The organism is Snodgrassella sp., assembly GCF_024103505.1.
GTDB lineage: Bacteria > Pseudomonadota > Gammaproteobacteria > Burkholderiales > Neisseriaceae > Snodgrassella > Snodgrassella communis.
Window position 1 is genome coordinate 220,860 of the sequence record NZ_JAGGIJ010000002.1, and the last position, 15,461, is coordinate 236,320.

Sequence of the window (15,461 nt, forward strand, 5' to 3'; positions counted from 1 at the left end):
AGCGATAAATTTTGCTGTTCTGTATGAATATTTTTAATATTACATTTCAGTACAATCGGGATGAGAATATGATATGGTATATAAATGTCTAGTTGGGGAAATAGATAAATGGTTATCAGCAAGGTGCTAATTATGTTAGCCATATAATTTTTGTTTATATATAGTGCTGCTGTTTATGAATTTTTTAACTTGGATTCGTAGTTAAAATGCTAATAGAAGGTGGAGAACATGGAGTCGATTATTGAATTGCGCCATTTACGCTCTTTGCTGGCTCTGGAAGAAACCGGCAGTGTATCAATGGCTGCCAAGCGGGTTTTTCTGACTCAGTCTGCGCTGTCACATCAGATTCGTGTTCTGGAACAGTTTTATGGCACTCCTTTGTTTGAACGTAAATCCAACCCTATTCATTTTACACCGGTTGGTATGCGTCTGTTGCAATTAGCACACGAAATTACACCGCTGGCTACGGTAGCTGAGCTGGATATAGCACAGATTATTGAGGGGGGAGCAGGGGAGCTGCGCGTGGCGGTGGAGTGCCATACTTGTTTTGACTGGCTGATGCCGGCCATGGATGCTTTCCGGCCGCTGTGGCCGAAGGTGGAGCTGGATATTGTGTCCGGCTTTCAGGCTGATCCTGTGGGTTTGTTGCTGACTCATCGGGCTGATCTGGCCATTGTGTCTGAATATGCGCCACAGCCGGGTATTATTTTTCAACCGCTGTTTGCTTATGAGATGGTGGGTATCTGTGCCAAGGATCATCCGCTGGCATCTAAAAGTGTATGGCAGGCGCAGGATTTTGTGGATGAAACGCTTATCACTTATCCGGTACCAGATGATATGCTGGATTTATTGCGCAAGGTATTAAAACCGGCTGGTGTGCAGCCCGCGCGCCGCAATAGTGAATTAACTATTGCTATTATTCAGCTGGTATCAAGCCGGCGCGGTATTGCTGCCTTACCTTACTGGACGGTGATGCCGTATCTGGAAAAGGGTTATGTGGTAGCACGGCAGATTGGCGATATTCCGCTGCAAAGTGAGTTATATGCTGCAATACGTGAATCTGATGGTAATAAAAGCTATCTGGACAATTTCTGCCAGATTGTACGCGAACGCAGTTTTGCTGACTTACCGGGGCTGAGCCCGCTTAGTACACCTGATTAATTTGTACTGGCTGCTGTGGTATGAACTCTAAAAGCAGGATGAATTATCTGAGACTGGTGGCATCTGTGCTACTGACAGGTGAAAAGCTTCAGCCATTAAGTATGTTCGACGATACCAAAGTGTGCGTTATATAAATGATGCTTATCAGATATAGTACATCTTTGCCGCTGACAAAACTATGCCTTTGGCTAACGATAAAATTTCACTGGCCAAATTAAAATTGTCCAGATGCTGTTTTGAATGGACAATTTAATATAACCGTTCATGCGGGAGAGCAAAGGAAATCTGAAATTATTAAAGTGCTTGCTAAAGGTAAACATTAATACGATTAGTAAAATTTTAATAAGTTAAATTTCTCTTAGAGGCCATTATTGCCGCTGTTGGATGAGGTAAAGATGTAATTGTTATTAAACCGATTGATCGGCCAAAGACAATCATTGCCTGATAATCTTCTTACCAGACTGGGTAAGTATTAATAATGTGGAAGATGATTAGAATAACTTGTTTAAGGTCGTTAGTCAGTTCATAATAAATTCGTTGTTTTGATAATTGTTTCGACTCGGGGTGTTTTTGTTTGAATCAAAAACTGAGATTTTACCCGTTGAACCTGATCTGGGTTATACCAGCGTAGGGAAGTCTAAGCCATATTCATTGTAAATTGGCAAATTCTTCCCGATATTGAAAAGTTATTAATAAGGAAAGAATATGTCTGTATTAAAACCGCTGCAAGCTGCGCAAGCCATTCCTTTTATTAAACGTGTTAAGGATCAGTGCCCACTGGTACATTGCATTACTAATGATGTAGTACAGAATTTTACGGCTAATGTGCTACTTGCTATCGGGGCTTCGCCGGCAATGGTTATTGCGGAGCAAGAAGTCACTGCTTTTGTTAATGTTGCAAATAGTTTATTAGTTAATATTGGCACGATTAACAACAATACTGCCAAAAGTATGTTACTGGCAGCTGCTGAAACCCAGAAAAACCAATTACCTTGGGTTTTAGATCCGGTAGCAGTCGGCTCTGCTCTGATTTATCGCTCAGAAATTGCTCATCAATTATTATTATTAAAACCAACTGTTGTTCGGGGTAATGCTTCAGAAATATTAGCATTAAGCGGGCAGAATTCTTCTTCAAAGGGACCAGACAGTCAAGACTCGACTGAATCAGCTTTGAAGGCAGCTAATTTACTTGCCCAAAAATATCAAACTATCATTGCTATTACAGGCGATGTTGATTATGTGACAGATGGTCATAATACTTACAGTATAGCAGGCGGTGATATTAATTTAACTAAGGTGACGGGAACAGGCTGTTCACTATCGGCCATGGTTGCTGCTTTTATTGCAGTTTCTACTGATGCCTTATTAGCCACGGCTTCTGCTTGTTATATGATGAAACGGGCGGGTGAACTGGCCAATAAACAACAAGGATTAGGCACTTATGCTGTGTCACTTTTAGATCAGCTTTCGCTATTCGGTGATTCACATCAATAAAGAAGTAAATGAAAAAACAACTTGATTTAACCCTTTATTTGGTTCTCGATCCGCTACTCTGTGGCGGTATTGGTGGGATGGTTAATATAGCTAAAATTGCCGACTTTCGCTTTGCATACTGGTTTTCGGTTTTGGATAAATCAGACTGTACTTACGCGCAATAATGGCCAATCTATTGTATGTTCTGCAATGGTTATTGAAAAAGCTGGCTGGGCATGTCCTGAGTTTATGTGCAGGCACTATGGTACTTTGCTGTGCTATTTTCTGATTCATAAAGCGGTTACACGGAAATATAGTGCCCGTTTTTCCGGTGCTATCAGCCGGAATTTAACACTGCATGTATTATCCAGATTCAGCCAAGCGCGCCTGAACAGCAAGGTATACATTATTATTCAGCCATTTAAGTATGTACATCATAGACCACAGACATATTTTTCACAGCGATTTTTCAGCCTCAATCAGCTACAATAAGCACTATGGAAATTTTATCTTCTGCTGGCCTGCTGGCCGGCCTAAATAGTGAACAGTTAGCTGCCGTAACTTGGCCTGCGCAACCGGCGCTGGTGCTGGCGGGGGCAGGAAGTGGTAAAACCCGGGTTTTAACTACCCGTATTGCCTGGTTGTTGCAGACTGGTCAGGCCAGTGTACACAGCATTCTGGCGGTAACTTTTACCAATAAAGCGGCCAGAGAAATGCAATTGCGCCTGAGTGCGCTATTACCGGTTTCGGTACGCGCAATATGGCTGGGTACGTTTCATGGCCTGTGCCATCGTTTTTTGCGCCTGCACCATCAGGAAGCCGGACTGCCGAAAACATTTCAAATACTTGATATTGGCGACCAGCTAGCTGTAGTAAAGCGTTTACTCAAACAGTTGAATATTGCCGATGAAGTAATTGCACCGCGCAGTTTGCAGGGATTCATCAATGCACAAAAAGAAAATGGTCTGCGCGCGTCCCGTTTGACGGCGCGCGACCCGCATGAACGGCTGATGATTGAATGCTATGCTGCTTATGATAGTTTGTGCCAGAATGAAGGGGTAGTGGATTTTGCTGAGCTGATGTTGCGCAGTTATGAAATACTGCAAAGCAATGATGTGTTACGCTGCCATTACCAGAATCGTTTTAATCATGTTTTGATTGATGAATTTCAGGATACAAACAAATTACAGTATGCCTGGTTAAAGCTGCTGGCCGGTGAACATGCAGCGGTTTTTGCCGTTGGTGATGATGACCAGAGTATTTACCGTTTTCGTGGCGCGGAAGTAGCGAATATGACGCGTTTTCTGCACGAATTCGGTGTAAGTGAACCCATCCGGCTGGAGCAGAATTACCGTTCCGTCGGCAATATTCTTACCGCAGCCAATGCTGTGATTGCGCATAATGCCAGCCGTCTGGGTAAAAATCTGCACACAGAATCTGGCAGTGGTGAAAAAATCCGCGTACTTCAGGCGATCAATGATATAGAAGAAGCCCAGTTTGTGGTTGATGAAGTCAAGGCTTTACACCGTGAAGGGCTGGATTACATGCAGATGGGGATATTGTATCGCAGCAATGCCCAATCCCGTGTGCTGGAACAGGCTTTGTTTCGTGCCGGCATACCCTATAAAATTTATGGTGGTTTACGCTTTTATGAGCGTCAGGAAATCAAACATGCTCTGGCTTATCTTCGGCTGGCAGTCAATCCCGATGATGATAATGCATTATTACGGGTAATCAATGTACCCACACGCGGTATCGGCACACGCACTATTGAAAACATTCAGGCAGCAGCCAGTCAAACCGGTATTTCGCTGTGGCAGGCCGCCTCCAGTCTGGCCGCTAAGAACAGTAAAATTGCCGCTTTTGTACACCTGATTGAAAATTTACAGGCACAGACCGCACAAGTTTCGCTGCCGGAGCTGATGACCGCAGCCATTTACGATAGCGGCCTGATGGAATATTACCGTACTCAGAAAGGTGAGCAGCAGGAGCGTATCAATAATCTGGAGGAATTACTGAATGCTGCCGTGGCATTCAAACCGCAGGAATCTGGTTTTGACAGTGAACCAGAATATGATGAAAACGATCCGTTATTCGCTGTACTGTCCTTTTTAAGCACCGCTTCACTGGAAGCGGGTGAACATCAGGCCGGACAGGGGGAAGATGCCTTGCAGTTAATGACGGTACATGCAGCCAAAGGGCTGGAATTCGACGCAGTTTTTCTCACGGGATTAGAAGAAGGCTTGTTCCCGAGCGAGTACAGCATGGCGGAGAAGGATGGGCTGGAAGAAGAACGACGTCTGATGTATGTGGCCATTACCCGGGCACGCAAACGCCTGTATTTAACCATGGCACAACAACGCCTGTTGCACGGGCAGACTCACTTTGCCCTGCCGTCACGCTTTGTAGATGAAATACCGGAAAGTGTACTGCAATATCTATCAGCACATAAAAACACGCTGGTCGCCCGGCAGCAGACTACACAGCGTACTAATCCGTTTCACAGTAGTCGCAGCAAACTGGCAGACACACCAGCCAGTACTGATTTTGACGGCTTCCAGCTGGGGCAGAATGTTCACCATGAACGCTTTGGTACTGGCGTAATTATAGAAGCTAGTCACAAAGCGGAAGGTGCTCGTCTGACCATTAATTTTGGCAAACAGGGAATTAAAGAACTGGATACTGTATTTGCCAAAAGCAAGCTGACTATTATTTCTTAAACAATTGCTCAGGCTACAGCTGGTAAGCAGACAGGCCTGAGAGGAGACAGATCATGCAACAATATGACCGTAACAATATATTTGCCCGAATCATCCGCGGTGAAATACCCTGCCATAAAGTTTATGAAGATACTCAAACTCTGGCCTTTATGGATGTGATGCCACAGGCACGCGGCCACGTGCTGGTGATTCCGAAATGTGAGGTAATAGAATTAACCGACATGCCACAAGATTATCTTGTTGCGGTATTCAGTGCAGCCAAGAAAATCATTGGTGCACAGCGTAAAGTTTTACACCGCGATGGCATCGTTCAGTTACAACTATCTGGTGAACAGGCTGGCCAGTCTGTATTTCACTATCATATTCATCTGATTCCCGGCCATATTCATGAACTGGGAAAACACGAGAGTGTGGCTGCCGATCAGGCAGAACTGGCGCAGCTGGCAGCACAATTACGTGCTGAGCTGGACTGAGGTACAAGCTTGGTTTAGAAATTATCCACAGAATTATCCACAAACAATCTGTAAAAATAAACAGTTTTTATTGCACAAAACTCTTATTTTATAATTAGTTAAGCACACAAGCTGAATTTTATTCAGCCAAGCATATTAAAACTGTCCACAACAAATTATCCATTGTGCCAAAATTTCTGCATCGCTCCTGTGCTACCCGAACACAGGAGTGATGATTTATTTCCCATTCAATATCAGGTTATGTCCATCAGTAGCTTTCAGCCTAAAGCTTAAAACAGCTTTGCTATTTCCTACCAGCTTCATTCTGCGCATTTAGCAAAGTTTAAACAGCCCAAACTCAGACTTACTTTTTTCCTCAACAATAAAAGCAACAAACTATTCTCTGAAGCCAATATAATCCAGCTCAAGCCTTAAACTACTTATGTCTTTTCTTCCCATAACAAAATACCGCTGATTACATAAATCAGCGGTATTTACACCGAATAACCTGCATTAGGATTCACATATCTGAAATAAACAATTCTGAACTATTGATAGTGCAACTGTTTATTCAAACAGATCACGTAGCTTGTCCATAAAAGACTTCTGTCGCGGTGTTTGAGCACGATCCATTCCAGTAGAGATTTTCTCAAACTCTTCCAGTAGTTCACGCTGACGCTCAGTCAGATTTACTGGTGTTTCCACCACAATATGACAATATAAATCGCCCACAGCAGCCGACCGTAATGATTTAACGCCTTTACCACGCACACGCATACGGCGGCCGGTTTGTGTTTCTTTCGGGATATTCAGTTTTACTTTACCATCCAGTGTTGGTACTTCAACCTCACCACCAAGCGCTGCTGTAGTAAAGCTGATGGGCAGTTCACAGTGCAGATCCATACCGTCACGCTCGAAGACCTGATGCGGACGTACATTCACCATCACAAATAAATCACCCGCCGGCGCACCATGCTTACCCGGCTCACCCTCGCCACTCAACCGGATACGCTGCCCATCATCAATGCCGGCCGGAATAGAAATCTCAACCGTCTTGCGGGTTTTTACCAGCCCTTCGCCATGACATTTAACACACGGGTCTTTAATCTGTTTACCGCTACCATGACAAGTAGGGCACGTTTGCTGTAACTGGAAAATAGCCTGCCGTACATGTACAGCCCCACTACCGCCACACATACTACAGGTAGTAGCGGAAGTACCGGCCTTAGCACCACTGCCATGGCAGACATCACATTCTTCATGAGTAGGAATAGTGATTTTTTTCTTGATACCCCGAGCGGCTTCTTCCAGACTGATGTCTACATGATACTGTAAATCAGCACCCTGATGATTTTGCTGCCGTCCGCCGGCACTGCCGCCGAACATCTGACTGAAAATATCACCAAAATCAAAACCACCGGCAAAGCCGCCGCCACCAGCACCCATATTGCCATCTACGCCTGCATGGCCAAACTGGTCATAGGCTGCACGTTTTTGCGCATCAGACAATACTTCATAAGCGCGCTGTATTTCCTTGAATTTCTCTTCGGCACCCTTATCGCCCTGATTACGGTCGGGATGGTATTTCATAGCCAGCTTGCGATAAGCTTTTTTGATTTCCTCATCCCCTGCAGTACGGGTTACACCCAGCACTTCATAAAAATCTACTTCAGTCATAATTTTATTCCAAACGTTTGCAGGCAACCTGTTCCTGTGTAGCAGGCTGCCTGAAAAACAAAACCGGATAATACAAATGCAACTCATATATGGGCTGCATGTATAAAAACAAGGTTTTAAGCAAAAGTTAATTTAAATGAAACAAAACCGGCCAACTTAATTTATACACAGATAAACAACATCAGCTAAAGCAGCGTTATTATTCTGCCAGCAAAACAACCAATCTGATCATCATCAGCCAGCTATAAATCAAAAAATCTTTAACAACGATTTATCCAGACAATCAGACTCCTGCCACCGGCATCAGAACATTCACATAATTGAGCCCAACACTGACCTGCTCCAGATCAATTCCGGTTATCGCTACTTTCATCTGGCATTTAGGTATAACATCAATCGGCACACCGCTGACACGGCTAACCAGAGGCAAACCCTCAATGCGCACCAAATCATCGCGTATTAACCGGGCAGTCAATTCCTGCAATCGTTCCTGCTGAATATATATCAGGCTCCAGTACGCTTCCATATGACGTTGAAAATCATTATAGGCAGTATAAGCCGATTCAAAATCGCGCAATACCGCAAACAGCATGGCTTCCTGCGGTTCAAAGCGGGGCAGGGCAGTCTCATCAAGCAAACTAATTAACTGTTTCTGATTGATATAATCAGTAGCACGTCGCAACGGCGAAGTAAACCATGCATAATGCTTAAGCCCCAAGCCAACATGTGGTTCAGACTGAGTACTCATACGCACTCTGCCAGCTGGCTGCACCCGGAACAGCCCGGCCATACCGGCCTCATCCAGCATCTGTGCCCAGGTACTGTTAGCAAAAATCATCAGTTCACTGACCAGCGTATCTATCGGCGCACCACGCTCACGTACGCTTATACGCACCTTATTATCTGCTTCCAGCTTAATTCCGTAATCATACTGAGGTAAGCGTTCCGGATCATATTTCCCTCTAGCCTGCATTCTGGCCACGGCAAAATCATACAACCAGTTCATTTCATGCTGATGAGCAAAAACTTCAGCATTACTGCGCATCTGCTGAGGTTGAAATGCCTGCTCAATATTTTCAATGCGTAAATTACAGTCTATATAAACCGATTCAATACGCGATTCACAGTGCACAATCTCAAATTGTGGATTAACTTCAGCATACAGGCTGACAGCCGGCCGTGCAGCCCCTTCATCCAGACTGAAAGCAGCTATCCAGTTATCCGGCAACATCGTGATTTTACCGCCGGGATAATATACCGTACTCAAGCGTTCAAATATCAGTTTTTCCAGCGGAGATTCAGCAGTAATGGCCAGCGCAGGAGCGGCGATATGAATACCGACCAGTTTATTGCCATTAGGCAGATCGCGCACACTGAATGCATCATCCACCTCACTGGTTTCAATATCATCAATAGAAAATGCCCGTATTTCAGTATCAGCAACAGGCAAATTATTGATAACCGGCACAGGATAATCACCACAGCCTGCACCCTTAGGAAATTGAGTCAATAAAAAACCATCAAGAAAATATTCAGGTAATGGTGGCACCGCTCCCACACTCTGGAGCAAAGTAAACAAAGATGTTTTTTTCTGTTCAGCAGCTTTTATCACCGCCTTGTAACTGAGGCTCTGTTTATCTGGCGCATGTAGAATTACCTTAGCATCAGCAGCAATCGCAGCCGGCAGACTGCCTGCCAGCAACTGCTGTATCCAGCTATTAATTTGTGCTTCCTGCTGCTTGCGCCGCTCAATCGCCGCCAGAGCAAGCTGTAAGGCTTCTTCTGGCGCAGCCTTAAATACACCCTTATTTTTCTTGTAAAAATAAATAGGCGCAGCATATAAAGCCATTAATGTAGCTGCCAGCTCAACATTGCCGCTGTTGCCACCAAAATATTCTGTAGCGGCACTGGCTGCGGTAAATTCAGCCTCACTACCTACCGCTTCCCACAGCAAACTGATATCAATACCAGCAGCAGCATCGGCAGCCTGCTGTAAAAACTGACTAGCATCGCCATCAAATACCAGAAAAACATGGCTGGCCTTGATTTTAGCCCGCTTACCGTGCGCTGTATTAACCAGAAAAGTAGCATCGTTTTCCTGCACCACCTCAGCTACTTTAAACTGACCAGACTCCTCATAAAAAATTTGTTTACCCATAATGCCTACTTAAACCAAAGAAACTACCTTAGTAACCCGTAAAACAGATTGAAAAACCATCGATTTATCCGATTATAGACGAATATACAGCATTTCAGATTTTACGCCGGAACTACCATACTGCGTTCACACAGCATATCAGCACAAATAGTTCACCATTACTTCCCCTCAGGCTTTCCTGTTTTCCATATGTCTGACCATCAAAACATATAAATTAAATAATTCTATGTTTTAATTTTTAAATAAACCATCACACAAAGTGCGTACAACATAATATTTATGCCTTAAATAATATTATGCTTTAAAACTGAACAAATAAACAGCAAAAAACACTGCCGATTTGATACTATTTATAATAGTAAACAAAAATTTATATAATCCCAAATAAATAATCAGCGCCAGACAGCATAAATACAAGAGAAAAACACATCAGCATATATAGACCAATCAGCATCTGAAAAATTAACTATATTAAAATAAAATTCTATATTACATTGATATTTAAAAGAATCATTCATACTCAGAAAAATAAAATATGAACAAAGTAAAATAAATGATTTTAAATCGCCAGAAATTCTGAAAATTCTTGTACTGATCCAGTACCTCACCTAAAAACCGATAACAAAAATATTAATTAGTATTATGAAAGTTTATACCGGTTCAAAAACACATGAACGCCCTATTTTCAGAACGAACCAGATAACATATCTGCCCGCATCCTCAACCAATAAGCTACCGCCTCAACATACAGATATCAGCAGCAAGAGCAGTACCGCGAGTGTTACAATGGCCATAAATTCACGTAAAGAGCCATGACATGAAGAAAATAACGCCCCAAAGCTATGAAGAAGCCATCCAGCAACTGGAAAAAATTACTGAATCGATGCAAAACAACGATTTGCCTTTAGAAGAATCACTGGCAGCCTATGAATATGGTCAGGAACTGGTGCAATACTGCCAGCAGAAACTGGCTGAAGTAGAACAAAAACTACAGATACTTGATCACGGTGAATTAAAGGAGTTGAAACTTGAAGCAGAGGAGTGACTTTACCAGTTGGCAAAAACAGGCACAAACATACACCGAACAAACCCTAATCCGATTGTTACCACCAGCCAGTCAACTTCCTGCCCCACTGATTGAGGCCATGCACTATGTCATGCTGGATGGCGGCAAACGTTTGCGCCCGATGCTGGTTTTGGCTGCGGCCGAACTGGGCAACGCCATTACAGAAGCAGTGGATTATGCACTGGCCGCCGTCGAATGCATTCATATTTATTCCCTTGTACACGACGACATGCCGGAAATGGATAACGATAGCCTGCGTCATGGCAAAGCAGCCTGCCACATACAATATACACCAGCAACAGCCTTACTGGTTGGCGACGCCCTGCAAAGCATGGCATTCAGCCTGCTAAGCCAGCCAACCAGCCTTGCTGCCACACGCCAGCTGCACATGATACAGACACTGGCACAGGCTGCCGGCTGTAATGGCATGGCGGGCGGACAGGCCATTGATCTGGCTCATGTGGGTTTGAGCCTGAATCAAACCGAACTTGAGCGCATGCATCAGTTGAAAACCAGCGCACTGATTCGCGCAGCAGTCACACTGGGCGGACTTTGCTGTCAGGACATCGATCAGCAGGCACTAACAGCACTCGACAACTATGCCGCCCATCTGGGACTGGCTTTTCAGGTTATTGATGATGTACTGGATTATGAACAGGACAGCCACATATTGGGCAAGACTGCCGGTAAAGATGCTCAGGCCAACAAACCTACCTACGTTAGCCTGATGGGGCTGACTACAGCACGCCAGTATGCCGAAAACCTGGTACAAAAAGCTATTGATGCGCTGGCTGGTTTTGATCAGCGTGCAGTTCACCTGCGCTCACTGGCACAATTTGTTGTTGCCCGCAACCATTAGATGCACATCATACCTAAAGAAAACAACCATTGCTGTATAAATGCCAGACATCCCGTTTCTGCCATATGTACAGATATTTACCAATCAGCCAGTAGACGGAATAACTAACGCAGCCGCTTACCAGATACCCAGTCAACAATCTGGCTGGGTTGTTTGCGCCCGCCAGTGCGGCCACTCAAAATCATCACCCGACGTCCAAACTGGCGCCTGACTTCCCGTTCCGTGCGACAGACTTTTTTTCCAGCTCGGTTACATGAAGTAGACACCAGCGGTCTGCCTACAGCCCTGCACAAAAAGCGCGCCGTAGCCAAATCCGGAATGCGTACCGCCAGTGTTTGCCGGCCTCGCCCACGCAACGCCGGCAGAACCTGCCGCCGCCGTACTGGTAACAACAAAGTTCGTGGTGCCGGCCACTGCTGAGTGATAGCGGTTATTTCAGTTGTGGTCAATGGAGCCAGCAAAGGTTGCAGCTGAGAAAAATCAGCAGCAATAACAATCAGACCCTTATGTTGCGGCCGTTTTTTCAGCGCAATCACTTTTCGTAGCGCCGGCGCATAATCAGGCAGACAGCCAAGCCCATAACTGCTTTCCGTCGGATAAGCAATCAGACCACCTTGACACAGATGGGCGCGCAGACGATGTAAAAACCGGCCAGCCGGCCGGACAGGATGGCGCATAAAAATTCAGAGAAATAAAACCAAACTATTATAATAGCAGTACAGAATAAACCAGACTACTCATGCACCCAGAGACTACCATGATCACTGATGAACAACTATTGCGTTACAGCCGGCATATTTTACTGGATAAACTGGATATTGCCGGACAGGAAGCCATTCTTGCCGCACGGGCACTGGTGATTGGTGCCGGAGGCTTAGCACATCCGGCACTCACGTATCTGGTGTCCAGCGGAGTAGGGCACATCACCGTTGTAGATAACGATAGCATCGAAATCAGCAATTTACAACGCCAGTACTGGTTTAGTGATCAGGACATCGGTGAGGCAAAAGCCCGTGTATTGTGCCGGCAACTACAGGCACATCATCCACATGCTCAATTACAGCCGGTTGTGGCCAGAGCAGATACCAGCCTGTTACAACAACAGGTACAGCATGTCGACATTGTTCTGGATTGTACCGACAATTTTGCCAGCCGCCGTCTGATTAATCAGGTCTGCTTCAATGCGCGCAAACCACTGGTTTCAGCCTCAGCCTTAGTATTTGCTGGGCAATTGGCCGTGTATGATTTCCGGGATGGCCACGGCCCCTGTTATCAGTGTCTGTTTGAAAAAGAAATGAATGACGAAGGTTCCAGTTGTGCTAAAAATGGTGTTTTTGCACCACTACTGGGCATAATGGGCGCAGCACAGGCAAGTGAGGCGTTACAGGTAATTGCTGGTATTCACCCGTCAGGCTGCTGGTTACACTGTTTTGACGCCCATCACTTTCAGTGGCAACGTTTCCAGCTGGCGGCCAATCCGGACTGCCCGGTATGTGGACAAACAGCTTTATCCACAAAACCTTGTGGATAAAGCTGTGTATATCTGTATTATTTCTGAAAATCAGACAGCTTGCGATCCTGACCGGCTTTCCAGCCGGATACAGTAATCACCAGTGCAGCCAACAGCATTAACCATAATGCAGGAAACCATGAATGAATGATATCGTGCAAAGCACCCATTAATACCGGCCCCACCGACGCTAACAGATAACCACAGGTTTGTGCCATTCCGGATAACAATACCCCCTCAGTAACACTATCGCTGCGCAGACTGAAAAACATCATACTCAGACAGAAAGCCCCACTGATTCCCAGCCCCAGCAGCAGTACCGCCGGTAAATAGCAACTACGCCACGGCAACATCAGCAATAATATCGACAATATCAACGCTACCCCACACATCGCACCAATCCAGTGCTGCTGTTTTAATCTGGCTGCATAAATTGGTATCAGCAAATTAGTCGGTACCATCACCAACTGCATCAATCCAAGCCAGCCACCGGCCTCAGTTGCAGACACACCGGCTTTGGCCACAATCAGCGGCAACCAGCTAACCGTTGAATAAAACAGGAATGACTGAAATCCCATAAACAGAGTTACCTGCCACGCCAGCGGGTTACGCCACAGATGTAACGTGACTGTGCGTGAGCGTACAACCGGTCTGGGTATAGCATTAGCGGCTTTAAAGGGCCGCCACCAGATCACCATCGTCACCAGCGCTGGCAGCACCCAAATCATCAGCGCACCGCGCCAGCCCCACAGATTGCTATGCGCCAGAGGCGCGCTTAAAGCAGAACCTGTGGCTCCGCCTAAATTCATTACCAGTGCATATAATGCCGTAACCAGCCCCATTTTTAATGGAAAATACTGTTTTACCATGCTCGGAATCAACACATTACCAACCGCAATCGCACTGCTGAGTAAGGCCGTACCGGTTAGCAGCAAAAACAATCCGCTACCACAGCAACGCAGCACCAGCCCCAAAGTTAATACCCACAGAGCAAAAAAAACCATTTGTTCCGAGCCCAGACGTGCAGCTATTCTGGGGATAAAAACGGAAAACAGACCAAATGTCAGCAATGGCACCGTAGTCAGCAATCCTGCCAGCGTACTGCTCATCTGCAACTGAGCCTGAATATTCTGCAATAAAGGTCCCACACCAGTCAGAGGTCCGCGTAAAACAAAAGCCAGCGCCAGAATAGCCAGAAAAAGACTAAGCCGGTGCTGTGTGTTCGATACAGTCGAATTCGTTTTCATTACCTCACCAAATACCATTACCCTTAATCTGATAGATTAAGACTGAAAAAACATTTAATTTAACGGCCACCGCTGCACTAACGCACGACCGCATTCCAGACCAGCTGCATAACTATAGCGCAAACGACCGCCATCACGGCACAGGCGTCCGGCCATTTTTTTGTCATCAGGAGGATTGATTTCAATAATAGAGCGACAGTTTTCAGCCTGTCGCATCCATGCCAACGTAGCATTATAATGCTTTACCCGCTGACGTAATGCCTGTGCAAACCCGCAAGCAGATAAGTGCCGCGCCAGCAATGCATCACCCAAACCACCTTTCTTAACATAATCATGTGAGCGGGTGCGAATAACCACCACTTGGCCAATATTTGGCTGCGACAAAGCCCACCGTACCGGCAAAGCATCTGCCACACCACCATCAAAATAAAATTCATTATCAATTTGTACTGGCTTGCGGATAAAAAAGGGAATTGAGCTCGAAGCACGCAACACTTCCAGAAAAGATTCGGGTTTGGCAACAGCATATCGTGGCAGACCACTAACTGCATTACTCAGCACGATCCGGAAATCACGCTGCTGCGCAAACATACGCTCATAATCCAGCGGATTTTCCTGTTGTACCACCCGCCATAACCAGCCAATATCCATCAGATCGCCACCACCAATAAAGCGTGACCAGCGAATAAATTCCGGCCGGCATGATTGATCAAGCAACACAGCCAGATTGCGCCCTTCTTGTCCCGCCAGATAACTGGCAATAATACTGGCGCCGGAAGATACCCCAACCAACAAAGTAAATGGATTAAATTCTGCCTGTAAAAAAGCATCGGTAACCCCACTACTGAACGCAGCGCGCATTCCTCCGCCCTCTACAACCAATGCAATCTGCTTTCCGGCTGGCTCCTGCTGAGCATCAGACATTATTTACCATTTCCATGTTTATGTAATATTAAATTACCATTATTATATTATTAAATATATAATACTAGTTGAATTAAATCAATAAAACACCCAACAGACGCATCACTGTTCAGTTCATTACAAGCTATTCACATTTTAATTTAACGTATTACCAAATCATAAAAAAAACTTCCGGATTCAGAAGAAATCCGGAAGTTGCTTTAGCATTCAGCAA

13 protein-coding genes and 1 riboswitch are annotated in these 15,461 nt (G+C 45.2%); of the genes, 8 read left to right on the forward strand and 5 right to left on the reverse strand.

Annotated features, from left to right (window positions below; translation table 11 throughout):
* Nucleotides 1–228 precede the first annotated feature (228 nt).
* The 5 genes from J6578_RS03835 (at nt 229) to J6578_RS03855 (ending at nt 5,827) form a co-directional block, all read left to right on the forward strand.
* Nucleotides 229–1,161 carry a LysR family transcriptional regulator gene (locus J6578_RS03835; RefSeq protein WP_093093849.1) on the forward strand — a complete coding sequence of 311 codons (933 nt, stop codon included), beginning with the start codon at nt 229–231 and terminating at the stop codon, nt 1,159–1,161.
* Nucleotides 1,162–1,711: 550 nt separating this feature from the next.
* Nucleotides 1,712–1,812: riboswitch (TPP riboswitch) on the forward strand.
* Nucleotides 1,813–1,866: 54 nt separating this feature from the next.
* Complete coding sequence (gene thiM, locus J6578_RS03840) at nt 1,867–2,655, forward strand: hydroxyethylthiazole kinase (protein ID WP_287953935.1); 789 nt, start codon at nt 1,867–1,869, stop codon at nt 2,653–2,655.
* 8 nt (nt 2,656–2,663) lie between these two features.
* Entirely contained in the window at nt 2,664–2,819 is a 156-nt protein-coding gene (locus J6578_RS03845; protein ID WP_239424509.1) for a hypothetical protein, read from the forward strand.
* Nucleotides 2,820–3,131: 312 nt separating this feature from the next.
* Entirely contained in the window at nt 3,132–5,354 is a 2,223-nt protein-coding gene (locus tag J6578_RS03850) for a UvrD-helicase domain-containing protein (protein ID WP_287953936.1), read from the forward strand.
* 53 nt (nt 5,355–5,407) lie between these two features.
* The gene (locus J6578_RS03855; protein ID WP_287953937.1) at nt 5,408–5,827 is read left to right on the forward strand and encodes an HIT family protein; all 420 of its coding nucleotides are present in this window, start codon (nt 5,408–5,410) and stop codon (nt 5,825–5,827) included.
* Between the two features lie 546 nt (nt 5,828–6,373).
* On the opposite strand, the gene dnaJ is transcribed toward J6578_RS03855, so the two are convergent.
* Both dnaJ and J6578_RS03865 read right to left on the reverse strand, forming a co-directional pair.
* Nucleotides 6,374–7,483: a molecular chaperone DnaJ gene (gene dnaJ, locus J6578_RS03860; RefSeq protein ID WP_093093839.1), complete on the reverse strand. Its 1,110-nt coding sequence runs from the start codon at nt 7,481–7,483 to the stop codon at nt 6,374–6,376.
* A gap of 283 nt (nt 7,484–7,766) precedes the next feature.
* Nucleotides 7,767–9,641 carry a ribonuclease catalytic domain-containing protein gene (locus J6578_RS03865; protein ID WP_093093837.1) on the reverse strand — a complete coding sequence of 625 codons (1,875 nt, stop codon included), beginning with the start codon at nt 9,639–9,641 and terminating at the stop codon, nt 7,767–7,769.
* A gap of 817 nt (nt 9,642–10,458) precedes the next feature.
* Here J6578_RS03865 and J6578_RS03870 point away from each other — a divergent pair.
* Nucleotides 10,459–10,686 (forward strand): exodeoxyribonuclease VII small subunit, encoded by a 228-nt coding sequence (locus J6578_RS03870; protein ID WP_093093835.1) that lies wholly within the window; start codon nt 10,459–10,461, stop codon nt 10,684–10,686.
* Nucleotides 10,670–11,566 carry a polyprenyl synthetase family protein gene (locus tag J6578_RS03875; protein WP_239349616.1) on the forward strand — a complete coding sequence of 299 codons (897 nt, stop codon included), beginning with the start codon at nt 10,670–10,672 and terminating at the stop codon, nt 11,564–11,566. The genes J6578_RS03870 and J6578_RS03875 overlap by 17 nt, the downstream gene beginning before the upstream one ends.
* A 104-nt stretch (nt 11,567–11,670) precedes the next feature.
* On the opposite strand, the gene J6578_RS03880 is transcribed toward J6578_RS03875, so the two are convergent.
* Nucleotides 11,671–12,243, reverse strand: a complete 573-nt coding sequence (locus J6578_RS03880) for an L-threonylcarbamoyladenylate synthase (RefSeq protein ID WP_239428189.1) — start codon at nt 12,241–12,243, stop codon at nt 11,671–11,673.
* Nucleotides 12,244–12,323: 80 nt separating this feature from the next.
* Between J6578_RS03880 and J6578_RS03885 the strand changes: the two genes are divergently transcribed.
* Complete coding sequence (locus J6578_RS03885) at nt 12,324–13,097, forward strand: HesA/MoeB/ThiF family protein (protein ID WP_287953938.1); 774 nt, start codon at nt 12,324–12,326, stop codon at nt 13,095–13,097.
* Between the two features lie 17 nt (nt 13,098–13,114).
* On the opposite strand, the gene J6578_RS03890 is transcribed toward J6578_RS03885, so the two are convergent.
* On the reverse strand, nt 13,115–14,323 hold the full coding sequence (locus J6578_RS03890; RefSeq protein ID WP_176715117.1) for a CynX/NimT family MFS transporter: 1,209 nt from the start codon (nt 14,321–14,323) through the stop codon (nt 13,115–13,117).
* A 54-nt stretch (nt 14,324–14,377) separates the two neighbouring features.
* Nucleotides 14,378–15,247 (reverse strand): patatin-like phospholipase family protein, encoded by an 870-nt coding sequence (locus tag J6578_RS03895; RefSeq protein ID WP_093093827.1) that lies wholly within the window; start codon nt 15,245–15,247, stop codon nt 14,378–14,380.
* Nucleotides 15,248–15,461: the final 214 nt, after the last annotated feature.

Coding starts and splice junctions, on each gene's coding strand:
- J6578_RS03895 (WP_093093827.1), bottom strand. CDS start 15,247: ATGTCTGATGCTCAGCAGGAGCCAGCCGGAAAGCAGATTGCATTGGTT.
- J6578_RS03865 (WP_093093837.1), bottom strand. CDS start 9,641: ATGGGTAAACAAATTTTTTATGAGGAGTCTGGTCAGTTTAAAGTAGCT.
- J6578_RS03850 (WP_287953936.1), top strand. CDS start 3,132: ATGGAAATTTTATCTTCTGCTGGCCTGCTGGCCGGCCTAAATAGTGAA.
- J6578_RS03885 (WP_287953938.1), top strand. CDS start 12,324: ATGATCACTGATGAACAACTATTGCGTTACAGCCGGCATATTTTACTG.
- J6578_RS03890 (WP_176715117.1), bottom strand. CDS start 14,323: ATGAAAACGAATTCGACTGTATCGAACACACAGCACCGGCTTAGTCTT.
- thiM (WP_287953935.1), top strand. CDS start 1,867: ATGTCTGTATTAAAACCGCTGCAAGCTGCGCAAGCCATTCCTTTTATT.
- J6578_RS03835 (WP_093093849.1), top strand. CDS start 229: ATGGAGTCGATTATTGAATTGCGCCATTTACGCTCTTTGCTGGCTCTG.
- dnaJ (WP_093093839.1), bottom strand. CDS start 7,483: ATGACTGAAGTAGATTTTTATGAAGTGCTGGGTGTAACCCGTACTGCA.
- J6578_RS03870 (WP_093093835.1), top strand. CDS start 10,459: ATGAAGAAAATAACGCCCCAAAGCTATGAAGAAGCCATCCAGCAACTG.
- J6578_RS03845 (WP_239424509.1), top strand. CDS start 2,664: ATGAAAAAACAACTTGATTTAACCCTTTATTTGGTTCTCGATCCGCTA.
- J6578_RS03855 (WP_287953937.1), top strand. CDS start 5,408: ATGCAACAATATGACCGTAACAATATATTTGCCCGAATCATCCGCGGT.
- J6578_RS03880 (WP_239428189.1), bottom strand. CDS start 12,243: ATGCGCCATCCTGTCCGGCCGGCTGGCCGGTTTTTACATCGTCTGCGC.